Origin of the sequence: Congregibacter sp. (genome assembly GCF_045107095.1) — a bacterium.
In the GTDB taxonomy this organism is placed as follows: domain Bacteria; phylum Pseudomonadota; class Gammaproteobacteria; order Pseudomonadales; family Halieaceae; genus Congregibacter.
In genome coordinates this window covers 1-23,185 of the sequence record NZ_JBGCFU010000037.1, presented here as the reverse complement: position 1 = coordinate 23,185, position 23,185 = coordinate 1, and the positions used below count along the sequence as shown (strand labels likewise).

Sequence of the window (23,185 nt, the reverse complement as noted above, 5' to 3'; positions counted from 1 at the left end):
CTCACGCCGCGGCGGCCAAGACACCTCGGAGCTGTTGAATCACAGGCTGGGTTTCGGGGCGCTGACGGTGCCACACATAAAACGCTTCAGCCGCCTGCTCTACCAACATACCCAATCCGTCGCTCACCGCCCAGGCCGCGTTCTGGGCTGCCCAACGCATAAAAGAAGTAGGCTCAGCGCCGTACAGTAGGTCATAGCAACAGCAGCGTTCACTCAAAATTCCCGGCGGAAGCGTCGGCATTTCGCCGCTAAGGCCCGCGCTACTAGCATTGATCACAAGATCAAATTGGCCATCAGAAACGCTGTCATAACCGCCCGCTGAAATCGTACCCAGCACACCAAACTCCCGAGCTAGTGTTTCTGCGCGCTCTACCGTTCGATTCACGATATGCACAGACGCGGGTAATTCGCGCATTAAGGGCTCTAGAACACCTCGCACAGCCCCGCCTGCACCAACTATGAGCACCCGCTGCTCCTGAACACGCCAACCTAGATTGGCGACCATATCGCGCACCAAGCCAACACCATCCGTTGTGTCACCATGCAAGACGCCATCGTCGTCCCGCCACAGGGTATTAACCGCCGTAGCCCGCGCTGCGCGGGGTGTTAACTCTGCAGCAAAAGCCGCGGCCTGCTCCTTGAAAGGAACCGTAATGTTTAAGCCCTTGCCGCCAGCATCAAAAAATGCCGTAACCGCGCGCTCAAAATCGTTCAATTCAACACGCAGCGCCCGATACTCAAGCTTCACATCGCATTGCGCAGCGAAAGCTGCGTGAATCATAGGCGACCGGCTGTGCTTGATGGGATTGCCAAAAACGGCAAACCGCTTGTTATTGGTCATGAAGCGACTCCGGCGCTGTTCAGATGTAGCCAGTCGCGTCCCGTGAGAAAATAATCCGTGAGGCGGGCCTCATCGGTCCCGGGCTCCGGTTGAAACGCATACTCCCAGCGAACCAGGGGCGGCAACGACATCAGTATTGCCTCGGTGCGACCATTTGATTGCAGGCCAAACAATGTGCCGCGATCGAACACGAGATTAAACTCCACGTAGCGTCCGCGCCGATACAGTTGGAACTGCCGCTCTCGGTCGTCATAAGGAGTGTCCTTACGACGCTCGAGGATAGGTCGGTAAGCGGCGATAAATGAGTCGCCGATGGCGCGCATGAATGCAAAGCAAGTTTCAAAATCCCAGCTGTTGAGGTCGTCATAAAAGAGACCGCCGATACCCCGGGGCTCGTCACGGTGCTTGAGATAAAAATACTCGTCACACCATTGCTTGTACTTTGGGTACACCTCGTCACCGAAGGGCGCGCAGGCATCTGCAGCGGTCTTGTGCCAGTGGACACAGTCTTCTTCGAATCCGTAATAGGGCGTGAGGTCGTAACCGCCGCCAAACCACCAAACCGGCTCCTCGCCGGGTTTCTCAGCGATAAACAAACGCACGTTGGCGTGGGACGTGGGCGCATAGGGGTTACGGGGATGGATAACCAGCGAAACACCCAGGGCTTGATAACTACGGCCCGCTAACTCGGGACGCGCAGCGGTAGCAGAACCCGGCAACTCCGCACCCATAACGTGAGAGAAATTCACCCCAGCTTTTTCAAGCACTTCACCATCACTCAGCACGCGGCTACGCCCGCCGCCACCTTCGGGGCGATCCCACTCTTCAATCGTGAACTCTGCAGCCCCATCGACCTGCGCGAGACTCTCGCAAATACTGTCCTGAAGGCCCAGCAAGTACTCTTTTATAGGGTCGGTCATCTCGCTCATAGTGCGGATCCTTTTATTTTTTGTATTCTCCGACGAGTCGGGATCTTACTTGCCGGCAATTTAGGCACGAAACACCTCGTCACTAAACACATCACGAATGATCGACGGCCGCTGGGCACCACCCACTAATCCCGGAAGCACAGCATCCAGGCGATTACCAAAATAGTTTCGCACTGCCAGCAAGGTCTTGGGTGCGGGACTCCCCGCCACATTCGCAGAGCTGGAAACCAGCGGTCCGCCATGAGCTTGGCAGAGTGCTCTAACTAAAGGATGGCCACTAACCCTCACCGCCACGCTTTCAAACCTGCCATGTACCAATGCAGGGACTCGCCCGCGATGAGGAACCAGCCAGGTATTCGGCCCAGGCCAGGACACGCGAACCTTTCGCTGTAAAGCTTCGGGTAAGTCATCAAGCAAAAACGCCAGCTGTGATTCATCGCCCGCCACCAAAATCAGGCCTTTATGCGCAGGCCGCTGCTTAAGATCCAGCAAGCGCTGTACCGCAACATCGCTAAAGGGATCACAGCTCAAACCCCACACCGCTTCCGTAGGACACGCGATCACACCATGTCCAGCCAAGGCATTGGCACACAGGCGCATACGAAAAGAAATAGCTGCAGGCATTCGGTTCAGTGAACAGGCCGTTGAAACGGGCGCCGATTCTAGCAACTGGTCTGGCGCTGGCAAGGCTTGCAGTCATTCCGGCAATAGCGTCCATCTATATTGCTGAGCCATCCTTCAATCTCCAGTTCACTCAGTAGGGCCAGTAAATCGGAAACGGGCAGGCCCGTAATCTGCTGGAGGGTATTCAGTGCGAGACCTTCATCACCCAGATGCAACAGAAGCTTCGCGGCATCACCCGTGGGCGTTGGGCCGGATGGGTATTGATGATCCGCGACGCCAGGAAACAAGCTGGATAGGTCCTCCATCGCCGTGATGGGGGTCGCTCCATCACGCAACAAACGCCTGCAACCGGCGCCCTGCTCATGAAAAATCGACCAGGGGAGGGTAAGAACCTCACGACCCTGCTCCAGCGCAGCCGACGCGGTATGCAAAGACCCGCTGGGCAACGCCGCTTCGACAATCACTGTTGCCTGCGCCAAACCGCTAATAATGCGGTTCCTTCGCGGAAACTGATGCTTTGCTGGAGGCGTACCGGCGGGCAGCTCACTAACTACGCAGCCCCGGCGCGATATGTCCGCCGCTAACTTTCGATGGCGAAGCGGAGACGCTCTATCCAAACCGGATGCCAGTACTGCGGCGGTTTGACCACTCTGAAGAGCGCCGCGATGAGCTGCCGCATCAATGCCCAAAGCGAGACCTGAACAAACGGTATAGCCAGCCGCTGCAAGGCTTTGAGCTATCTCCTGCGCGGCACGGAGTCCTCCATGACTCGCACGACGACTACCGACAATAGCTACCGCAGGTTTTGCGAGGCAGGAAGGATCACCTCGACAAAACAACCAAGGCGGTGGATCAGGAATTTCCTTGAGTGCATCGGGATAGCGACGATCGCCGAAGGGAATGAATTCATCTGTATGAGCGTCGCCGGTCTCTCGAAGTGTCCCCTGGCGGTTTGTCAAAGGCCAGTGCTTGCGAGCACGCGCAAGCATACTCTGGGTCGCTCTCGGCAAGGCGGCAAGTTGTTGTTTAGCAGGTTCAGCTAGCCAGTCAGCGGCGAACAAGGCGGCAGGTGTTTGATACTCACGCAGCAAGTTTCCGAGGCCCTGAGTTTGAGTCCCAGACCAACTAAGCAGTATGTGAAAGTGTTCCCGGGTCATGTCATCCATGACCCGGAAGCTTACGTCAGGGGTTCTTAACCTTGTCCATCACTTTCAGCGGACGGTTGGATTTGAGGACCAGCGCGTAGCTCGCTTTCTCGGCAACCTCAAAAACCATGGCTAATCCCGCACGAACATCAGGAAGACTCACGTTAGTTTGAGCAACCTCGTCAAACACCACCTCGCCTGTCTGGTAAATAGCGAGTACGTGGCCTACTTCCAGACCCTCTCGATCACCTTTGTTCAGAACCACGATGTCCCAGGTACCGATTTGTGTGACGCCGCCATCAACGGCAATCATGAAGGCGTCTTCAACATCTACACTGGGAGCTCGTGGCTGAAAGGTCGCGTCCAAAATTCTCTCATCCAGAGGGAGTAGGCGATCGGTAATGCGCACTTCTTCAGTTACCCGGGTTACCTCCAGCTCAACAACCGGATCCGAAAGGCTGCTTTTAGCCTGGGCATTGCCAATGTCCTGCGCCTGATAACCCAGAACCTCCAGTGTCAAAGGATCACGATATACGTCTCCAGCGCGATAAATACCGTAGGCACGCTCGTCCTCAGGAAAATAGCCGCGGCCATAGATCGTGTCACCGTTGGCTGTGATCAGGTGCTCTTGTCCACCTGCCACTACATACGACGAGGACTCTAGCTCCTCAGGACCAATGATTCGATGGCGCTTTAAAAATGCATCGACATCGTCAAGAGGAATCACAGGGATCGCCAAATCCAGCGGAGTGACCCGCATGTTAGGCGCAAGCTTTACATCACGGCCACGGCTCAGCGACAAGCGCGGTCGGCCATCAACATAGCTAAGGTAAAGAGTGTCTCCGGGAAAGATCAAATGGGGGTTATCAATCTGAGGGTTCACATCCCAGACTTCTGGCCACAGCCAAGGCTCCTCGAGGAACATATCCGCAATACCCCAGAGGGTATCGCCTTTCTTAACGAGGTAGGTGTCCGGCGCATCACCCCGCACTGTCGCTTCTTGCGCGGAACTTAATCCCGGCAGAAACAGTGCGATTATTAAAAGAGCACTAGTCAACCATCCCTTAAGAGCAGGATTACTCTTGTGGGGCGCTGAGGGGGCATTAATCAGCCATTCTGTCATCGGTCATTCTCCCAGGCACGGAGCTTACGCAGTGTTCGCGCATAAGCGTCCACGTTATACTATCGCAGTCTACGGTAGAAGTTAGATTCATGGCAGTCCTCGACATTTTAGAATTTCCTGATCCGCGTCTGCGCACGGTGGCAAAACCCGTGGAAATAGTCGACGACGGCATACGCACGCTTATCGATAATATGATCGAAACCATGTACGAGGCTTCGGGCATTGGCCTTGCCGCGACTCAAGTCAACGTTCATCAGAGGTTATTGGTCCTTGATACTTCCGAGGATCGAGACACGCCCAAGGTTTTTATTAACCCCGAGGTCAGCATTATCGACGAGACGCTGGGCAGCTATGACGAAGGCTGTTTGTCAGTACCGGGGTTTTACGAAGAAGTGAATCGACCGCAAAAAATTCGCGTCGATGCCTTAGGTAGAGACGGCAAGCCCTTCAGCGAAGAGCTGGACGGACTGCCGGCGATTTGTCTGCAGCACGAGATAGATCATCTTGATGGCAAGCTATTCGTTGACTACATCTCGCCTTTGAAACGCAATCGCATCCGCAGCAAGCTCGAAAAAGCTCACCGGCTGCGAGCCTGAGATCCCCGTGTCGCCCTTGCGTCTGGCCTTCGCAGGCACCCCAGATTTTGCCGCGATCCATCTTGAAGCGCTGATCCACTCAAACCACGAGCTGGTTGCGGTACTTACGCAACCCGACAGACCTGCGGGACGAGGTAAGAAGGACCGTCCAAGCCCCGTCAAAGTGCTGGCAGAAAGTCATAATCTGACGTTAATGCAACCAGCAAGTCTTCGCAGTCCTGAAGCAATAACAGCCATCGACGAACTTCAACTAGACGCCCTTATTGTCGTGGCCTATGGCTTGATTCTGCCCCAGGCGGTGCTTGATTTGCCGCGTCATGGATGCCTCAACGTACACGGGTCCTTACTCCCCCGATGGCGTGGAGCGGCCCCCATACAACGAGCGATCGAAGCAGGAGATTCTGAAAGCGGCGTGACGATCATGCTCATGGACGCGGGGCTCGATACGGGCCCTATGCTGGCCAAAGGGCCCTGTCCCATCACTCCGCAAACCAGTAGCGCTGACCTTTACGAAGAACTCGCAGGTATTGGCCCTCCGTTGTTGTTACACGTTTTGGAGGATCTACCCGAGCACCTTTCTGCTGCCACAATGCAAAACGAGGGCGAGGCCAATTACGCGGCAAAGATCACTAAAGATGAAGCTCTTATTGATTGGTCCGAACCTGCCGCCGTCATCGCCAGGCGCATTCGTGCATTCAAACCTGCTCCAGGATGCTATGCCTTTCTGGAGGGGCAGCGTCTAAAAATTTGGTCGGCCCAGTCCGCCTCCAGCAGCTCGCGCGCCCTACCGGGCACGATTTTGAATAGTTCAGAGCACGGGATCACCGTGCTTTGTGGAGAAGGCGCTGTCGTACTCGAAACACTGCAAATGGCAGGCTCAAAGGCGATGCAAGCTCAGGATCTGCTCCGCGGCAATAGCACATTATTTGCGCCGGGAAATCGATTTAGCACCGAAGGGGGCGTGTGAAACCCGGAGCCGCCGTGCGTGCCCGAGCCGCTCAGGTAATAGCCGCAGTAATGCGCGGTGACTCCCTTGATCGCGCGTTCGAATCACTGGGGGCAGGACTCCCCGAACGGGATCAACCGCTCTGCCGTGAAATCTGCTACGGAACTCTCCGCCTGTTTCCCCGCTTGAACGGCTTACTTGGGCAGCTGCTTCAAAAACCCCTGCGGACGAAAGACCGGGATATTCATGCGCTGGCGCTGGCTGGCCTTTACCAGCTAACAGAAATGCGCATCCCGCCCCACGCGGCCGTCAGTGCGACGGTGGATGCCGCTACGATTCTCAAAAAGCGCCAACTCTCTGGATTGCTAAATGCTGTGCTGCGGAGGTTTCAGCGAGAAGAGGCTGATCTCGTGACAGCACTAAGCCCAGCACAAAATGCGGCCCAAGCCGATTGGTTTTGGGAGGCCCTAGGCAAGCATTGGCCAGCACAGCGTGAAGAAATAGCTCAAGCTAACAATACTCACCCCCCCATGACTCTGCGTGTGAATCTTTCTCGCACAGATCGAGATAGTTACCAGCAGCAACTAAACAGTACCGATATCACGTCTCGGAAAGGCGTGATTAGCTCGGCCGCGCTAATCCTTGATCAGCCGACGGACGTCTCCGCGCTACCGGGTTTTATGGATGGCCTATGCAGCGTTCAAGATGAAGCCGCGCAGATGGCGGCACAGCTGTTAGCTCCAAAGCCTGGTGAACGTATTCTTGACGCCTGCGCTGCACCCGGCGGAAAGAGTGGCCATATTCTGGAGCAGCAAGGCTCAGAGCTCTGTCTCACTGCCACGGATATCAGCGAAGACCGTTTGCATCGCGTTCAGGAAAACTTAAATCGACTGCGGTTCAGTGCAAAGCTTCTGTGCGATGACGGTGCCAAGCCTTCTACAGCACTTAAAGATGAAGGCCCCTTTGACGCCATGCTTCTGGATGTTCCTTGCTCTGCTACTGGCGTAATTCGCCGGCATCCCGACGTAAAGCTCCTGCGGCGTATAGAAGATGCGGCGGGGTTTGCGCGGCAACAGAACGCAATTCTCGATGGGCTTTGGCCGCTCCTCGTACCAGGCGGGCGACTGCTATACGTCACCTGTTCCTTGCTACCGGAAGAAAACAGTGACGTGGTAGCCGCGTTTTTAGCAAGGCAGGCTAACGCTCGTGAAGAGCCTCTCGAACTCGAGTCGGCACTCCCATGTCCCCACGGACGGCAGCTGCTACCCAGTGCCAAGGGTGCTGACGGACTCTATTTCGCCATGCTTTATAAAGATGCTTGAGCTCCAAGAAGTCGCACTTTTTGCGCGTAAGATTTCCACTATGAGGCCTGTATTGCGGCAGTTGATTGCAGTACTGTGCAGCCACTGCAGCGGCAGGATCTTTGCGGCATGAAAATAATCATCCTGGGGGCCGGACAGGTGGGCGGAACGCTCGCAGAACATCTGGCAAACGAAAAAAACGATATCACCATTGTCGACACCGACGGTGAACGCCTGCGCGCGCTAAAAGATAGCCTTGATATTGGCACCGTCACCGGCAGCGCTTCGCACCCTGACACTCTGCGAGAGGCTGGTGCCAAAGATGCCGAAATGCTGATTGCGGTCACCAATAGCGACGAAATCAATATGATGGCCTGTCAGGTGGCGCATACTTTTTTCCGCACGCCTCAGAAAATATCCCGGGTGCGCTCTCAGGCTTATCTCGATCATCAGAAACAGCTTTTTTCTGCAGAGAACATACCTGTAGACGTCATCATTGGTCCTGAACAACTCATTACCTCCTCGATCCGACAGCTCATCGTTAATCCCGGCGCTTTACAGGTTCTCGATTTCGCTGAGGGGCGAGTACAGTTAGTGGCCGTGCGTGCAGTGCACGGCGGCCCCATCGTTGGCAAGGAGCTGAGTACGATTCGCGAGCATATGCCGAAGGTGGACACTCGCGTTGCCGCGATTTTTCGAAGAGACCGTGCGATTTTTCCCAAGGGCGATACGGTGGTGGAAGCCAACGATGAGGTTTTCTTCATCGCGGCAAGTAAGCACATTCGCCAGGTCACCTCTGAGCTACGCCGTGTAGACAAACCTTACAAGCGCATCATGATTGCGGGCGGCGGCAACATCGGTGCTCGACTCGCAAATTCGCTGGAAAAAGACTTCTCAGTAAAAGTGATTGAGTACAGTTACGCGCGCTGCCGCGTTCTGTCGGAACAACTCAAACACACTCTCGTTATTGGCGGCAGTGCGGCTGAGCCTGCATTACTAGCCGAGGAAAACATTGAACACACCGATGTTTTTTGCGCGCTGACCAACAACGATGAGTCAAACATCATGATGTCGATGCTCGCCAAGCGCATGGGAGCAAAGAAAGTGATCACGCTGATCACAAACCCCGCTTACGCAGAGCTTGTAGGTGACGAGATCGACATCGCTATCTCACCCCAGGAAATTACCATCGGCAGCTTGCTAACCTATGTTCGTAAAGGCGACATCAGTGCCGTACACGCGCTTCGCCGAGGAGCGGCTGAAGCCATCGAGCTGGTGGCACGAGGCGACGCCTACTCCTCAAAAGTTGTTGGACGCCGCATAGAAGAAATACCTCTCCCCGAGAGCGTCACTATCGGTGCTATCGTTCGAGGCGAACAGGTACTCATCGCGCATCACGATTTACTGGTTGAAACTGATGACCATGTCATCCTGTTCTTGGTTGATAAGCACAAAATTCACGCGGTAGAGAAACTCTTTGCCGTAGGTTTTGGCTTCTTCTCTTAGGCCATCGCGTGCATTTCGCCATTAGTCTGCGCATCCTGGGGCTTCTACTAAGCCTCTTCAGCGTGGCGATGTTGCCGCCGCTGCTCATAGCAGTCCTTACTGACGATGACACAGTGACGGGCTTTATTTCCGCCTTCGCGATCACCTTATTGTCGGGCATTACACTATGGCTCCCCCTCCGAGGAGTTAAACGCGATCTGCAAATCCGCGACGGCTTTCTGATAACCGCGTTGTTCTGGACCGTACTGGGACTATTTGGCGCCTTACCTTTTGCGCTGACAGAATCCCTGAACATGGGAGCCGCCGACGCGATATTCGAGTCAATTTCAGGGCTTACTACCACGGGCGCTACGGTGTTGACGGGCCTCGATGACATGCCCGCTTCGATTCTTCTCTATCGGCAGATGCTCCAGTGGTTGGGTGGTATCGGTATCATCGTCGTGGCGGTAGCCGTGCTACCCATGCTGGGTATTGGTGGCATGCAGTTGTATCGCGCAGAGACCCCCGGGCCGAGCAAAGACAGCAAACTCACTCCGCGTATCACAGAAACCGCCAAGGCATTGTTTTCTGTCTATCTTACTTTGACGGTGCTTTGCGCAGGCGCCTACAGCCTGGCGGGAATGTCGGGCTTCGATGCGGTGTGTCACGCCTTTGCAACGGTCGCTATCGGTGGGTTTAGTACCCACGACGCCAGCATGGGTTACTTCGACAGCGAAGCTATCTATCTCATCAGCACGCTGTTTATGCTGATTTCAGCGCTGAACATCGGGCTGCACTTCACGGCGTTTCGCCGCCGCAGTGCATCGGGATATTGGGAGGATTCTGAAGCGCGTTTTTTCGCTAGTGCCATGGCAGTTTGCGTAGTCATTACCTGTGCTTACCTCATGTTCTCAGAAACACTCAACATTCAGGAAAGCGTCGTACACGGTCTTTTTCAGGCGGTATCCATCACCACTACCACGGGTTTCGCCACGCAGGACTTTTCGCTGTGGCCCGGCTTTTTACCCATGATGCTCCTGATGTTTTCCTTTATGGGCGGCTGTGTAGGATCTACCGGCGGTGGTATCAAGGCCATGCGTCTAATGCTCATCTACAAGCAGGGAATTCGAGAGTTAAAACAGCTGGTACACCCCCATGCGATTATTCCTTTAAAGGTCGGCAATCGCCGCGTAGAAGCCACGGTAGTGAGTGCAGTTTGGAGCTTTTTTGCGGTTTACACCTTCGCATTTATCGTGATCATGCTGGTGCTCATGGCCACAGGTCTTGACTTCATTACCGCATTCTCTGCAGTCGCTGCCGCGCTTAACAACCTGGGTCCAGGACTCGGATCTGTAGCCGCGAATTACGGTGAAGTCAGTGATTTTGCCAAGTCAGTGTTGTGCTTTGCCATGCTCTTGGGGCGACTCGAAGTGTTTACCTTACTGGTGTTGTTTACGCCGATGTTTTGGCGTAACTAAGTCTCGCCAACCTCTAGTCGCGCCAGTTACCCGCTCTTCCCTGTACCGCGGGATTTACGCACTAATTCATAAGCGGCCTGAATTTCCTGGGACTTTTCCGTGGCGATCTTCAGCATATCCTCGGGCACGCCTCGCGCCGACAACTTGTCGGGGTGATGCTGGCTCATGAGCTTTCGATAGGCGCGTTTCACTTCGCTGTCCGTTGCGTCTTCACTCACTCCCAAAGCCGCATAAGCGTCCGAAAGCGTGGGTGTTGAGGGGTGCCCCGGGTGCTGATGAAACTGCTCCTGCGCTGTCGCCATACGCAGGAGTTCTTCGACGACCTCATCGCTGTAGCCTAAAAGATTTCCGATCTGCCTGAGTGCCGAACGCTCACCGCTATGTAGCTGATTGTCAGCAAGCGCCAGAGTTACAAGAAACATCATCAGCGTTTGCTTTAGCGCTGGATGTGCTCCGCCTGCAAGCAAGTAGCTCTGGATAGTGGCGTCTACAGAAAAGTCCTTATCGCCCCCTTCCTTGAATAACAGAATAGCGTCGTGGCGCTGATCATCTGATAAACCCAGTTGCTGGAAAATTGTTTCGGTATGGGCAACTTCATCCTCCGAGATACGACCGTCAGATTTCGCTACGTGGCCCATGAGCAAAAAGGTACTGCGAAAGAAATGCTCTCTTACTTTTTCTAGGTCGGCGGTACCCATTCCCAATACACCGGCCAACCCTCGATCAAATAGGTGGCCGAGCACCACACCAAAAATGAGCCCGGGAAAACCAGCAACGAGTAATCCCAGAATGCCCGCAAGCAACTTGCCAAAAAACATCATTAACTCCGATCGGAAAAGAGAAGAAAAAACAGAAGGTTGTTCAGTTGGACTCTGGCCGCCAGTCCGGGGCGTAATAATCCACGCTTCCTCGGGGCCTCACCCGAAACCGCTTGTACTCCCATTGGTACTGCGCCGGCGACATGCGTACACAGCCCTCAACCCCATCATTCAGTGCTTTCAGCGAGGTTTGCATGTCCTTGCTATAAATACCTTCGTCAGCAGGCAAGTAATGTAACCGGTAACCGCCGGGAATACGCTCCGCAAAACCAAAGAAGGCTTGCGCGCCGCTCTTGGCCAACAGCTTGCTAGCCAGGGTCATAGTAAAGGTCGGCACCCCCATAAAAAGGCTATTCTCTCCGGATTCCACTACTGGAGGAACTTGATCCGGCAAGATTCCAGCAATACCGCCCTTTTTCAAAGACTTCACGAGCTTTGCAAGTCCGCGGGCGTCTGTAGGAACCAGGACGGAGCCCGAGCGTTGCCTGGCAGCACGCACCATGTCGTCGAGCTGCTGCATATGGGGAGGCTCGTAAAGTGCTACTGACTCACCCATTTCAGAAATATGCAGGCCAACAATCTCCCAGTTCCCAAGGTGCGGCCCCAACATCATGACTCCTCGACCCTCTGCGAGGGCGGCACGGACGGCGTCGTCTCCCACTATCTCAAGGATGTGGCCTCGAATCTGATCCCAGGGACGGTTCCAGATGTAACCCATCTCAACGGCCAGCTCACCCGTAGACTGCAAGGAGCGGCGAGCCAATAATTCCTGCTCCTGCTTAGACAGCTCTGGAAAGGCCAGGCCTACGTTTCGCTCGGTCACCCTTCGTGGAGAGCCGCCTATCCACCAGGCAACGCGACCTAAGCCACGGCCCAAAGCGCGACAGACTCCCAAGGGGAGCAAGGATGATGACCACAATAAAAATGTTATGAGACGACTTTTCACGAATCCCTGTTTCGATATCGTTGTGAAGCAGCGCTAATAAAAACGCACAAATTGCGCGTTAGTTGTGTAACGACTGCGTATTGTGCCGCTGTTACTGACGGTATACTACGGGCCTTTTGCACCTCGCACAGGATTTCGCGTGAGCCAGTATCTCGACCCAGCACAAGACCCCATCAGTTTTCAGGAACTTATTCTTAAGTTACAGCAATTCTGGGGTGAAAAAGGATGCCTCATCCTGCAGCCACTAGACATGGAAGTAGGGGCCGGAACATTTCACCCGGCGACATTTCTCCGCTCTCTGGGACCCGAGAGTTGGAATGCGGCCTATGTACAGCCAAGCCGTCGTCCCACCGATGGGCGCTACGGCGAAAACCCCAATCGGTTGCAGCACTATTATCAGTTTCAGGTGGCAATGAAGCCATCACCTCCCGAGTTTCAGGAGTTGTACATACAGTCTTTACAAGCCTTGGGTATCGACACACTCACTCACGATGTCCGGTTTGTCGAAGACAATTGGGAATCACCGACCCTGGGCGCATGGGGATTGGGTTGGGAAGTGTGGCTTAACGGCATGGAAGTGTCGCAATTCACCTATTTTCAGCAGGCAGGGGGAATTGAGTGCTATCCCGTAACCGGTGAGATCACCTACGGTCTTGAGCGTATCGCGATGTATCTTCAGGGCGTTGATAGTGTCTATGATTTGCTTTGGACTCGAAGCCCCCAGGGCCCCGTGCTCTACGGCGACGTGTTTCACCAGAACGAAGTGGAAATGTCGCGATACAACTTTGAAGAAGCAGATGTCGACTTCCTGTTTTCGCAGTTCGATCATTGTGAGAAAGAGGCAAAACGCCTAACCGATCTTGAACTACCGCTGCCGGCCTATGAAATGGTCATGAAAGCCTCGCACACCTTCAACCTATTAGATGCACGTCATGCGATATCGGTGACTGAGCGACAGCGCTATATTTTGCGCGTCCGCACACTGGCTCGAAACGTTGCGCAGGCATATTTCAATGCCCGAGCAGCTCTTGGGTTTCCTATGGCGGAGCCCGGGATTCGTGACGAGGTGCTTGCACAGCTAAAGGAGGCTGCGGCATGAGTCAGCCTCTGTTATTAGAAATAGGTTGCGAGGAGCTTCCGTCAAGCAGTCTGGAGCAATTAGGTCGTGCACTGCATGAGCAGCTCATCAGTCAGCTAGCGGACAAAGGTTTGTCTCACGGCAATAGTCAGTGGTTTGCAGCACCGCGACGTCTTGCTGTGCTCGTTGAAGAACTCGTTGATAAAGCAGCGGATGAATCTAAAGAGGCCTTAGGCCCTCCCGTAGCGCAGGCCCGCGACGATGACGGCAACTGGTCGCGTGCCGCGCAGGGCTTTGCTGCAAAGCTGGGCTGCACCCCTGAAGAGCTTGAAGTTATCGATACGCCCAAGGGACAACGGCTTGGCTTAAATCAGATCATCGCCGGTGCTGAAACCAGCGAATGCCTGAGTGTCATCGTAAATGACGCCGTTGCTGCGTTGCCCATAGCAAAACGGATGCGCTGGGGCGCTTCTCGAATGGAGTTTGTTCGCCCCGTGCACTGGATTGTGCTGATGTACGGCAGCGAGTCTGGATTTGGAGATGTGCTGGGCATAGCGAGTGGTAACACAAGCCGCGGTCATCGCTTCCACGCACCAGACGAAATCAGCTTTGAGTCCGCGGGCGACTACCAAACAGTAATGAGAGACGGCTGGGTTATCGCAGACTTTCAGGAGCGCTGCGATCTCATAAAGAAACAGGTCGAAGCTGCCGCAGACGCATTGGGTGGTACGGCACTTGTGGATAGCGATCTGCTCGGTGAGGTTGCAAGTCTCGTCGAATGGCCCGTGGCCCTGGCAGGGAGCTTTGATACAGCGTTTCTTGAGGTTCCCCCTGAAGCGTTAATCTCATCTATGCAAAGTCACCAGAAGTACTTCCCAGTGGTGGACGGTGACGAGCAGTTAATGCCAAATTTTGTGACCGTGAGCAACATAGAGAGCCGCGACCCAAGTCAGGTTGTTGCGGGGAATGAGCGCGTGATCAGACCGCGGCTTGCGGACGCTGCTTTCTTTTACGAACAGGACCGTCAAAGCACGCTCGCGTCCCGAGTGGCTCGTCTTGGAGCAGTTATCTTCCAGAAGCAGCTGGGATCTTTGCTGGACAAAACACAGCGGGTGCAACGGCTGGCAGGAGAACTTGCCGAGCTAACAGGCGCTGACAGAACTCAGGCTGAACGTGCTGCCGAGTTGTGTAAAGCGGATCTGGTTTCCGACATGGTGTTGGAGTTCGGGGATATGCAGGGTATCGCCGGAGCGTATTACGCGCGTAACGACGGTGAAGATACTGCCGTTGCTGACGCTATCGCTCAGCACTACTGGCCCACGCAAGCAGGAAGCGACCTACCGGTTGGCGGCGTTGCCGTAGTGGTAGCGCTCGCAGATCGCCTGGACACGCTGATTGGTATTTTTGGGATTGGCCAGCCGCCCACAGGTTCAAAGGATCCGTTTGCTCTGCGACGCGCATCTATTGCTGTGTTGCGAATCATCATCGAAAAACAACTCGATTTAGATTTGCATGGCTGCCTGAGAATGGCAGTGGAGGGTTTTGGCGAAGGCATAATCGCTGACGGAACAAGTGAAGCTGTGTTTGACTACATGTTGGATCGATTACCTGCGCTTTACGAAAACGATGCCATCGCCATAGAAGTCTTTCGCGCTGTGCGCGGTAGCGGCAGCTCAAAACCGGCCGATTTTGATCGTCGTGTTCGCGCGGTACAGGCCTTCGGCGAACGACCCGAAGCAGAAGCCCTAGCTGCCGCAAATAAGCGTGTAAGCAATATCCTGGCGAAGGCTTCAGACTTTGACAGTAATTCGAGTGTAAGCACTAACTTACTCGTAGAGGCTAATGAATTGGCACTTCATAGTGCGGTTTCGGCAGCAGCCGAAGATAACGTTAGTGCTTTAGTAAACGCAGATTACGCCGCCGCTCTGGCGCGTCTTGCGGCGCTTCGGAAACCTGTAGATGCCTTCTTTGATGAGGTTATGGTTAACGCAGAGGATCCGGCACTCAAGGCGAACCGACTCGCCTTACTGTCGACCCTCCGCGATCAATTCATGCTAATAGCAGATATTTCGCAGCTCGCTGGTGGGAAGAGCGAGTGATCGAGACCGTAGTTAGAATCTTAGTCAGCACCTTTGTTATTGAGACGCGCGAAGGGTTGTGATTGAGACTGCCCTCAACGACCCGTCGCTCTGGTACGCCATCGCAGGTCTAGTTTGTGGAGGCTTCATTGCCTGGTTGTGGCGTGGTGCAGAAGTCACGAAAACTCGAGGGGATCTCAAGGAGCAGGGTGATCGCCTTCAAGAGCTCGAAATCGCACACGCCAGCCTTTTAAGTGAACGAGAGGTCCTTGGAGAGCAATTTCGGCAAATGAGCGAGCGCGTGTCTGAGCTGCAGCAAGAGCGAAACGCCTTAGCAACAACCAACGCTGGCTTGAGTGCACGTCAAAGTGCGGATCAGGAGAAACATAAAGAACAGCTCGCACTTCTTGAGCGAAGCAAGCAGCAACTTGCCATAGAGTTTGAGAACCTCGCAAACCGCATCTTTGAAGAGCGTGGCAAAAAGTTTAGCCAGGACAATCAGCAATCGATGGAGTCCTTGCTAAAACCTTTCGGAGAACAGATTCACCGTTTCCAGTCCCGAATCAACGAGGTCCACGCGCAGTCAATACGCGGCAATGAAAGCCTGGCAGGTGAACTGCGCAACATGATGGGCGTGGGCCTAAAAATGAGTGACCAGGCAGAGAACCTCGCCAAAGCATTAAAGGGTGACAAGAAGACCACAGGTAACTGGGGGGAAGTGCAACTCGAACGCACCCTCCAACTCGCAGGTCTGGAACCCGGGAGCCATTACGAAGCTCAATCCAGCTTTCGCGATAGCGAAGGCAAGCTGCGTATACCAGACTTTGTTATCAAGCTTCCCGATGGCAAGCACTTGGTTATTGATAGCAAGGTGTCGTTAGTTGATTACGATCGCTCCGTCGCGGCCGAAACGGATGAAGAGCGCAACGAAGCACTAAAGGCCCATGGCGCAGCACTTAAGCGTCATATAGATGACCTATCCGCAAAGGACTATTCCGCACTGGGCGGCATGAACAGTCCAGAGCTTGTATTCATGTTCATGCCCATTGAGGCTGCCTATATAGAAGCGCTCAAATTCAACCGCGAGCTGTTTAATGATGGGTACCGCAAAAATGTGATTATGGTGTCTCACACAACCCTGCTACCTATGCTTCGTACAGTGGCGAGCCTTTGGATTACCTATAGAAGCAACGAAGAAGCGCGAGAGATTAGCGAGCTGGCAGGCGATATCTACAATAAGGTGTGCCTCGTGGGTAACCGTCTTGAAGACATGGGCAAAACCTTGAATACCGCCACAGATAAGTACAACAAAACGGTCACCGCTTTAGTGGGGAAACAAGGCCTCTATGGAAAGGTAGAGCGGTTTAAGAGCATCGCGGCGAATGCCAAAGGTGAACTGCCTGCTGCAGTAACGCAACATCCGACGATAGAACACGATCGGCTGGGCGTACTCACAGCAGACGACACGACTAACGACACAGCTAGCGAAACAACTAGCGAAACAAGCAAAAGCCCAACCGAGCCATCTTTGGTCGATGAATCCGACGCCCCATCCAACTAGCTTAGCTGCAGCTCAGGGCTAACCGTGAGCCAGCCGTCTCTCAAGCAATTAAGCTACATACTCGCTGTTGCCAAAAGTGGCAGCTTCCGCGGTGCGGCCGACGAACTTGGTATAAGTCAGCCAACGCTGACGGCGCAAATTGCCAGGGCCGAAGAAGCCCTGGGAGAAAAGCTCCTGGAGCGCTCACGAAACGGCGCATATTTAACGCCCGTAGGACGTTTGTTCGAGCCTCAGGCGAGACGCGTCATTGAGGCTATGGAAGAGCTTGGTCAAATCGTTGGTGATACAAACATCAATGAAAAGGCCACCTACCGACTGGGTGTGAAGGGAACCCTCGGTCCCTATTTGTTGCCACAAATACTGCCAGCACTCAAAGACGCTCATCCTAATCTTCAGTTTTATGTTCGTGAGGATACGCCGCACGGATTAGAGGAAGGCATTGCGCGAGGTGATTACGACCTGATTATCACTGCATTGCCTGTCAACTCGAAGGACCTTGTCCAGGAACCCCTGTTACGCGAGAAGATTCTTTTAGCGGCACCGGCGGATCATTCATTGTCACAGGTAAAAACCTGGCGCGGAAGCTACCTTAAGGGTGAGCAAGTCCTTACTACCGAGCCGGGTCACCAATTCGCTCGACTCGTTGAGGGTGTTTGCCAGCGCTTAGGCGCTCAAGTCCGTCGCGACTATGAGGGCAGCAGCCTCGATGCCCTAAGACTCATGGTTGTGATGGGAATGGGCCTTACGTTCCTACCCGCACTTTATGTTGAGTCAGAGATAAACGCTGACAGCGGAATAACCGTTGGTGAGTTAGCGGATGAAACAATAGCTCGATTACATGTTTTGGCGTGGCGGCCTAGCAGTCCCGCCCGAGGCTTCTACAAGGTTCTGGCCCAGGATCTTCGCTCGATAATCGCCCAAAGGTTGGGTCACGCTGTAGAAGTTGTTGATCGTCTGTAAAGACTACCCACCAGGACTATCCGCCTGTTTAATCTACGGGTATTCCCGGTGAACTAGCGACAGATAGATCGACGTGCGCGTTTTCTGTGGTGAGCCCTTGGGTGCAGTTGCTCAAACCGAGCGCGGGAGGGTCCATCGAAAGCGTTAAAGGCGCAAACTGCGCAAGCGCGTTGAGACCCATAAGGTTACGTCCAGACCCCGGAACCACGAGCACTTCCGTTAAACCAACGTCGCAGCCGCCAACCAAGTGAAGCGCCTCTATTTCGTATACATCCAATCTGCGGGTGCGTCCATCGGCCATTTTCGCTGCAACTTCACGTACTTTCCGTACAGACCCTCGATCACTGATACTGGCAAAAAGCGAGCTATTGATCGTCACCATCGCGGCGCCGGTATCCAGCAAAAACGTCGCTGGGTGTCCATCAACGACCATGGCTAGCTCCAAAGCACCGCCTGAGCCTTTGTTTAAAGGTAACTCCACTGTCTGTTCCGCAGTTGCTGCGTTGGTCTTCGCAAAGAGCAAAACAAAGAATAGTGCTGATAGGTAGCGCTTAAGCATGCTCTTTGACTGCAAAAGCTAAGCCACGAATCAATAAGTCCTAAGGGTTGCGGGCATTAGAGAAGTCACGCCGGATCGGAACACGTAATAGTGCTCTATAATTGTTCACTTTCTGCTTCAACAAGGTGCGTAAAAGCTTTAAAGAACAGCGGATTACGAACGAAAAGTCGCTGGATATCAGTTTGCTTTACTCGGTGTGCCTATATGATAGAAATAATCTATCGAAAATTATCGGCAATTTAGTCAGGTATAAAGGGCATTTACTTTAAAATAATGATCAAAAGGCGGTTAGGGAATGTGCGAGGCCGCCCAAAAACAAGTAGGAGGTATTTAGGTATGCACTCAAGCAAAAAGCCCAATACATCAATGCTTCTCGTTGCAGCTATTGCGGCTGGAACTGTGTCTTTTGCAGGCACAACTCTGGCAGACAACACCGCTATGGCTGGCGAAACCGTGTATCGCTGGGAAACAGACATGAGAGGTAAGCCACCTTACAAGCGACAGCGTGTCGCCGTTGAAACTGTAGATATAGCGTCATTGGAAATCATAAATTCCGACGTTGCAATGGAAGAGGTTCGCACCCGCAGTTTTACAGGTCGTCCTCCCTTTGATCGTAAGGTCGTTGAGCTCCCTGTGGTAGACGCGGCATCAATAGAGCTGGTTGAAGAACAGCAAGAAGCCACCACTTTTCGCGGTCGGCCGCCATTTAAACGGCACCGTTAACAGGCAATCCTCCCCTCAGCGCCGAACCTTATGGAACGGCGCTTTTTTTTGCGCCATCATTGAGCAGACAAACCCTTTAACCAGAGAACTACAAGCATGCTGCTCACCAGGGTTACGGAACACGTGCGAACACAAAACTGGTTAGCAGTGGCCATCGATTTCGTTATCGTTGTTGTCGGTGTGCTCTTTGCATTGGTAGCAGAGCAGTGGTTTAGGGATGAACAGCTACGAAAAGAGCTCACCCAAATAGAAGTCGCCCTAAACGCGAGCCTTCTGCAAAACCTTTTTAATATCCGAGAAGTGCTTGCAATAGAGCCCTGTAGGCAAGAACGCACAGAAGCTCTCTCTTCATTACTCGTAAATGACCGAGACCCCTGGAAAGGCTTACCCTGGACGGCTAACCAAGGCATTTTTGAGACGGTTCTCCCGGAGGTCCTCCCCACGCCGTATCGAATGTGGGGATCTCGCGTTTGGAATGCAGAGCAGAGTGGTGAAGCTATTGGCCTCATGAACACCGACCGTCGACGTGCTTTAGATACTATATTCACAGGCACGAACCTAATCCAACTCAAACAGCAGGATGTTTTCGACGCGTTGTCCAAACTTAAGGTTTTAGCAATAGCGCGAGACATCAGCGCGAGTGATCGAACTCGATACCTGGAAATGCTGCATTATTACGACTTACAGAGTGGTTTGCTTGAACGTATGGCAAGACAGACCCTTGAACAAATAGAGGTCGTCGGCTACAGCCCCGATGCTAACTACATCGATGAGTTTACGCCGTACATGGAAACCTACGCTGATAACCGAATCGAACGCTACGGCAACTGCTTTGTGCCGTTTGAGTTGCCGTTTTTAGGCGCCGATCCTGTAAGCACGCCTAGAATTTAAGTTGCGGCGCGACTGTCCGCTTTCAGCGGTGTCATTTGAGTATCGTGGCAATTTCTTCGAGGCGCTCTACCAAATCATCGGCTTGCACGGCTAGAAATTCGCCAAACAGCAGGGCAAGTAGTCTCGTATTCTTAATCGCTCTCTCACGCTCAGCTGCGACCTCGCTGGCATCTTTAGCTTTTTGAAATTCTGAGGTCTCAAAATTTACGATGTGATTTCCAGTGGTATAAACTGCAGTATCGGAGGTGTGGATTCTCGTTGCGATGTCTTGGTTGTTGGCATAGGTAGCTACTACTGATTTCAATCTCATCAGTTTAGGTAGTAATTCTGGTTGATCCTCCAACGCTGCGGAACCAAAGGCTGTGAGAAAATCCACCATGCCCAATTGTGGCTGGGAGCCAGGCATGGCGACCACGAGAGCCATTAAGTCATCTAACTCTGATGAAGAAATTTAGGTTCGTCCCTGCAACACGTCACCCAAGGTGGATACGTTCTGTGCGTATTGTCGATTCAATTTCGCGGACCTACGAAATTGCTCAATGTTCTCAAGAACCTCTTCCTCAAGTAGCGAAAGTTGCACTGCGTGCTGTTTGCTTTCCTTGGATTCTTCCCACCATGCGTCGATGGAAAATGCCAACAGGATGCTGCCGACGATAGCGATTGATTCCAATATTAAACGGCGGAACGGAAATGCTTCATTCCTGCAGACGCACTTTTAAGTAGAAAAAAAGAAGGCATGAAACTACCAGAAGCACACCGATGATGCGCGCTACCTTTGAGACGCAATTCAAAGCATAGCTTTACTCGGCACAGGGTCACAAAGCGGGCCTCCTATCCGCCAGAAGCAACCTTACCGACGAAACTGGAGTGGGTGTCTCATCATGTTGTCATGTTCGGCGCGGGTTAGCTGCAAAATGCAAAGGCGGGTCAAGTTTGCGCACAATTCAACACACGTTCGCCCCAGGCTCAAGACGACATTTAGAGTAAACACGTCATTCAGCTGAACTCAGTGTCGTCGTGCGCTGTCGAATCACCCATGACTAGTGAATAACAGTTTGGAATCACAATGGATAAAATCAACCTAAAACTGCTTCGAGCGCTTTGCGAAAACGCACGTATCTCCTATGCGGACCTTGCTAAATGCGTTCATTTGTCAGCGCCGGCGGTCGCCGAGCGTATCAGGCGAATGGAAGAAGATGGGGTGATTACAGGTTATCGTCCCCGCATTAACCTTGAGAAACTTGGACTGCCGATTACAGCATTGATCGAGTGTGAGGTCCATCGAGGTAAGGAGCGTGCCTTGAAAGCACTGTTGCTGGACTTTGACGAGGTTATGAAGATTTACAATATCACCGGCGTCACGACGTTCATCGTGCAAGTGGGTGTGGCGAATATGTCAGCGCTCGACGATGTTATAGAGCGTATGATTGACTACTGCGATACCAATACCAAGCTTATAATGCGCCTGCCTGTCGACGACGCACTACCAAGAAGCATCGAGAAGATGCTAACGCTAACGTTGGATGAATAAGCGAACCCGCTGCCGCCCTGCCAGGGCCCGCTGATTCCGTGCTGAGATTAAGCTGCCTTAAACTCGCTGACCGGAGTCCCCCGACGGCGAACTAATAGCATCAAACCGGTGCCCAGTAGTATGAGGGCGGAGGGTGCAGGCACCATCGCCGCGGTATCGTTAATACCATTCATCGTCGGCACGATCACTTCGTTATTCTGGCTCAAGATTTCTGACATCGACTCACTTGAGAAGGCTACGTCGAATGCCAAAGATGAAGATTCGGATAGGATGGCGCTACTCAGGTCGAGCGTGAAAAAACCATCTCCTAGGGGTAGTTGACTTCCCACCGAAAAATCACTGGAACCAAGGTCATTCACGGCAGCGATAGTCAGGCTTAGCAGTTCGCGTATTGTCGTGGTTCTCACCCTAGATTCGGTTCGTGTTCGCGTGCCGTCGCCGCTAGCTGCTTCACTTACTTCCACCCGTTCGGATATGGTGTTTGTACTGAACGTAAATGTACGCTCCACTCCGAGTGGGTTCGGGCCCTCTGCTACGGGCGAGCCTGACTCGAACAAGGGGACAATGCTAAACAGTTCAGCACCGTCACCCTGAAGAATCGGGTCACCCAGGGGGGTTATGATCAATCCCCCTGGTTGATTGATAGTTATAAGGTTTGCGTTTGCGGCAAGTGAGAACGAAAGAACTGGTAGCAACGCGAGTTTATTGAGCCATTTCATAGCGAGGTGACCTTTAGGAGCGTGGGTTTTAGATAAATCGTGACTGTCTGGCTACTGGCGAAAGCGTTTACTAGACCCTTCTAGAATAGGTGAGTCATGGCCCCCAGATACATGGCATTACCGCTGTTACGGACGCCATTCACCAAGCAAAAAAAGGAATTTCGGGGATCTTCCTTTTTAATTAAAGGCTCTCAGTTTTTGGTGTATAAAATTCGGAGCGATTTACACTAAGAGATAAAAAGAAAGCATTGTGGTTATGGCGATACTTTTTACCATCGACGAAGTCTCCGTCGAAAGAGATCGTAGGCAGCATTACTCATGGAGAGCCGTTGACCAGGATAGTGAGGTGGTCGATGTGTACTTTCAGGCGAGGCGCAATGGTGCGGCGGCTAAAACAACGACCTCACGATTCAAACTCAATAACGGCAACTAATCGACGTTGGGCCGGATTTGTCGTGTCGGTGGGAAGAGGTCTTCCCTAAACTTGCTCAAAAACAGATGTTAAAAAACTTAGCCCACTGATTTTAAAGGCAATGGGTTAAGTTTTTAGTTCATTTGGGGTGAGAAATTTTCAAATAGCGTGAGAACTAACAACGCTTTCCTTTACACATCCAAATTGGACACATAAAGCGCGTTTTCCTCAATAAACTCTCGGCGCGGCTCCACCTGATCTCCCATAAGCGTGGTGAATATCTCGTCCGCGCGCATAGCGTCATCGATAGTAACCTGAAGCATCCGACGGCTTTCAGGATCCATAGTGGTTTCCCAAAGCTGCTCTGGGTTCATTTCACCTAGACCCTTATACCGCTGAATGTAGTATCCCCGCCGGGCCTCCGTCATCAGCCACTCTAAG

24 protein-coding genes and 1 pseudogene are annotated in these 23,185 nt (G+C 53.1%); 13 read left to right on the top strand and 12 right to left on the bottom strand.

Features of this window, described 5'->3' with window-relative positions; translation table 11 throughout:
- Position 1: 1 nt before the first annotated feature.
- Genes aroE through AB8B76_RS07385 form a run of 5 tightly spaced genes read right to left on the bottom strand, consistent with a single transcriptional unit; the run spans position 2 to position 4,662 of the window.
- Positions 2 to 841 carry a shikimate dehydrogenase gene (aroE, locus tag AB8B76_RS07405; protein ID WP_405271386.1) on the bottom strand — a complete coding sequence of 280 codons (840 nt, stop codon included), beginning with the start codon at positions 839 to 841 and terminating at the stop codon, positions 2 to 4.
- On the bottom strand, positions 838 to 1,770 hold the full coding sequence (hemF, locus tag AB8B76_RS07400) for an oxygen-dependent coproporphyrinogen oxidase (RefSeq protein ID WP_405271385.1): 933 nt from the start codon (positions 1,768 to 1,770) through the stop codon (positions 838 to 840). The genes aroE and hemF overlap by 4 nt, the downstream gene beginning before the upstream one ends.
- Positions 1,771 to 1,830: 60 nt before the next feature.
- The gene (locus AB8B76_RS07395; protein WP_405271384.1) at positions 1,831 to 2,394 is read right to left on the bottom strand and encodes an L-threonylcarbamoyladenylate synthase; all 564 of its coding nucleotides are present in this window, start codon (positions 2,392 to 2,394) and stop codon (positions 1,831 to 1,833) included.
- A gap of 38 nt (positions 2,395 to 2,432) precedes the next feature.
- Entirely contained in the window at positions 2,433 to 3,560 is a 1,128-nt protein-coding gene (dprA, locus tag AB8B76_RS07390) for a DNA-processing protein DprA (RefSeq protein WP_405271383.1), read from the bottom strand.
- 16 nt (positions 3,561 to 3,576) lie between these two features.
- Positions 3,577 to 4,662 carry a LysM peptidoglycan-binding domain-containing protein gene (locus AB8B76_RS07385; protein WP_405271381.1) on the bottom strand — a complete coding sequence of 362 codons (1,086 nt, stop codon included), beginning with the start codon at positions 4,660 to 4,662 and terminating at the stop codon, positions 3,577 to 3,579.
- An 89-nt stretch (positions 4,663 to 4,751) separates the two neighbouring features.
- Between AB8B76_RS07385 and def the strand changes: the two genes are divergently transcribed.
- The 5 genes from def (at position 4,752) to AB8B76_RS07360 (ending at position 10,468) form a co-directional block, all read left to right on the top strand.
- On the top strand, positions 4,752 to 5,258 hold the full coding sequence (gene def / locus AB8B76_RS07380) for a peptide deformylase (protein ID WP_405271380.1): 507 nt from the start codon (positions 4,752 to 4,754) through the stop codon (positions 5,256 to 5,258).
- Positions 5,259 to 5,265: 7 nt separating this feature from the next.
- Positions 5,266 to 6,225, top strand: a complete 960-nt coding sequence (gene fmt / locus AB8B76_RS07375; RefSeq protein WP_405271379.1) for a methionyl-tRNA formyltransferase — start codon at positions 5,266 to 5,268, stop codon at positions 6,223 to 6,225.
- Positions 6,226 to 6,239: 14 nt separating this feature from the next.
- Entirely contained in the window at positions 6,240 to 7,526 is a 1,287-nt protein-coding gene (gene rsmB, locus AB8B76_RS07370) for a 16S rRNA (cytosine(967)-C(5))-methyltransferase RsmB (RefSeq protein WP_405271378.1), read from the top strand.
- Positions 7,527 to 7,634: 108 nt separating this feature from the next.
- A complete protein-coding gene (gene trkA / locus AB8B76_RS07365; protein ID WP_405271377.1) occupies positions 7,635 to 9,011 on the top strand; it encodes a Trk system potassium transporter TrkA in 1,377 nt (458 codons plus the stop codon).
- An 8-nt stretch (positions 9,012 to 9,019) separates the two neighbouring features.
- Positions 9,020 to 10,468: a TrkH family potassium uptake protein gene (locus AB8B76_RS07360; protein ID WP_405271376.1), complete on the top strand. Its 1,449-nt coding sequence runs from the start codon at positions 9,020 to 9,022 to the stop codon at positions 10,466 to 10,468.
- 26 nt (positions 10,469 to 10,494) lie between these two features.
- On the opposite strand, the gene djlA is transcribed toward AB8B76_RS07360, so the two are convergent.
- Together djlA and AB8B76_RS07350 are read right to left on the bottom strand one after the other, a co-directional pair.
- The gene (djlA, locus tag AB8B76_RS07355; protein ID WP_405271375.1) at positions 10,495 to 11,286 is read right to left on the bottom strand and encodes a co-chaperone DjlA; all 792 of its coding nucleotides are present in this window, start codon (positions 11,284 to 11,286) and stop codon (positions 10,495 to 10,497) included.
- A gap of 43 nt (positions 11,287 to 11,329) precedes the next feature.
- Positions 11,330 to 12,232: a lysophospholipid acyltransferase family protein gene (locus AB8B76_RS07350; RefSeq protein WP_405271374.1), complete on the bottom strand. Its 903-nt coding sequence runs from the start codon at positions 12,230 to 12,232 to the stop codon at positions 11,330 to 11,332.
- 139 nt (positions 12,233 to 12,371) lie between these two features.
- Here AB8B76_RS07350 and glyQ point away from each other — a divergent pair, with 139 nt between their 5' ends.
- Genes glyQ through AB8B76_RS07330 form a run of 4 tightly spaced genes read left to right on the top strand, consistent with a single transcriptional unit; the run spans position 12,372 to position 17,909 of the window.
- On the top strand, positions 12,372 to 13,331 hold the full coding sequence (gene glyQ / locus AB8B76_RS07345) for a glycine--tRNA ligase subunit alpha (protein WP_405271373.1): 960 nt from the start codon (positions 12,372 to 12,374) through the stop codon (positions 13,329 to 13,331).
- On the top strand, positions 13,328 to 15,409 hold the full coding sequence (gene glyS, locus AB8B76_RS07340; protein WP_405271372.1) for a glycine--tRNA ligase subunit beta: 2,082 nt from the start codon (positions 13,328 to 13,330) through the stop codon (positions 15,407 to 15,409). The genes glyQ and glyS overlap by 4 nt, the downstream gene beginning before the upstream one ends.
- Positions 15,410 to 15,467: 58 nt before the next feature.
- Positions 15,468 to 16,949 carry a DNA recombination protein RmuC gene (gene rmuC, locus AB8B76_RS07335; RefSeq protein WP_405271371.1) on the top strand — a complete coding sequence of 494 codons (1,482 nt, stop codon included), beginning with the start codon at positions 15,468 to 15,470 and terminating at the stop codon, positions 16,947 to 16,949.
- Positions 16,950 to 16,973: 24 nt separating this feature from the next.
- Entirely contained in the window at positions 16,974 to 17,909 is a 936-nt protein-coding gene (locus tag AB8B76_RS07330) for a hydrogen peroxide-inducible genes activator (RefSeq protein WP_405271370.1), read from the top strand.
- Positions 17,910 to 17,937: 28 nt separating this feature from the next.
- Here AB8B76_RS07330 and AB8B76_RS07325 read toward each other — a convergent pair whose 3' ends face one another.
- On the bottom strand, positions 17,938 to 18,468 hold the full coding sequence (locus tag AB8B76_RS07325) for a retroviral-like aspartic protease family protein (protein ID WP_405271369.1): 531 nt from the start codon (positions 18,466 to 18,468) through the stop codon (positions 17,938 to 17,940).
- 336 nt (positions 18,469 to 18,804) lie between these two features.
- Between AB8B76_RS07325 and AB8B76_RS07320 the strand changes: the two genes are divergently transcribed.
- Together AB8B76_RS07320 and AB8B76_RS07315 are read left to right on the top strand one after the other, a co-directional pair.
- Entirely contained in the window at positions 18,805 to 19,191 is a 387-nt protein-coding gene (locus AB8B76_RS07320; protein WP_405271368.1) for a hypothetical protein, read from the top strand.
- A 96-nt stretch (positions 19,192 to 19,287) separates the two neighbouring features.
- A complete protein-coding gene (locus AB8B76_RS07315) occupies positions 19,288 to 20,082 on the top strand; it encodes a hypothetical protein (protein ID WP_405271367.1) in 795 nt (264 codons plus the stop codon).
- 31 nt (positions 20,083 to 20,113) lie between these two features.
- Here AB8B76_RS07315 and AB8B76_RS07310 read toward each other — a convergent pair whose 3' ends face one another.
- Positions 20,114 to 20,506 carry a hypothetical protein gene (locus tag AB8B76_RS07310; RefSeq protein WP_405271366.1) on the bottom strand — a complete coding sequence of 131 codons (393 nt, stop codon included), beginning with the start codon at positions 20,504 to 20,506 and terminating at the stop codon, positions 20,114 to 20,116.
- A 27-nt stretch (positions 20,507 to 20,533) separates the two neighbouring features.
- On the bottom strand, positions 20,534 to 20,752 hold the full coding sequence (locus AB8B76_RS07305) for a hypothetical protein (protein WP_405271365.1): 219 nt from the start codon (positions 20,750 to 20,752) through the stop codon (positions 20,534 to 20,536).
- 396 nt (positions 20,753 to 21,148) lie between these two features.
- Here AB8B76_RS07305 and AB8B76_RS07300 point away from each other — a divergent pair, with 396 nt between their 5' ends.
- Positions 21,149 to 21,613 (top strand): Lrp/AsnC family transcriptional regulator, encoded by a 465-nt coding sequence (locus tag AB8B76_RS07300; protein WP_405271364.1) that lies wholly within the window; start codon positions 21,149 to 21,151, stop codon positions 21,611 to 21,613.
- 47 nt (positions 21,614 to 21,660) lie between these two features.
- On the opposite strand, the gene AB8B76_RS07295 is transcribed toward AB8B76_RS07300, so the two are convergent.
- Positions 21,661 to 22,332 carry a PEP-CTERM sorting domain-containing protein gene (locus tag AB8B76_RS07295; RefSeq protein ID WP_405271363.1) on the bottom strand — a complete coding sequence of 224 codons (672 nt, stop codon included), beginning with the start codon at positions 22,330 to 22,332 and terminating at the stop codon, positions 21,661 to 21,663.
- A gap of 256 nt (positions 22,333 to 22,588) precedes the next feature.
- Here AB8B76_RS07295 and AB8B76_RS07290 point away from each other — a divergent pair, with 256 nt between their 5' ends.
- The gene (locus tag AB8B76_RS07290; protein WP_405271362.1) at positions 22,589 to 22,765 is read left to right on the top strand and encodes a DDE-type integrase/transposase/recombinase; all 177 of its coding nucleotides are present in this window, start codon (positions 22,589 to 22,591) and stop codon (positions 22,763 to 22,765) included.
- 170 nt (positions 22,766 to 22,935) lie between these two features.
- Here AB8B76_RS07290 and gyrB read toward each other — a convergent pair.
- Positions 22,936 to 23,185: pseudogene (gyrB, locus tag AB8B76_RS07285) on the bottom strand (DNA gyrase subunit B); the annotation flags it as partial.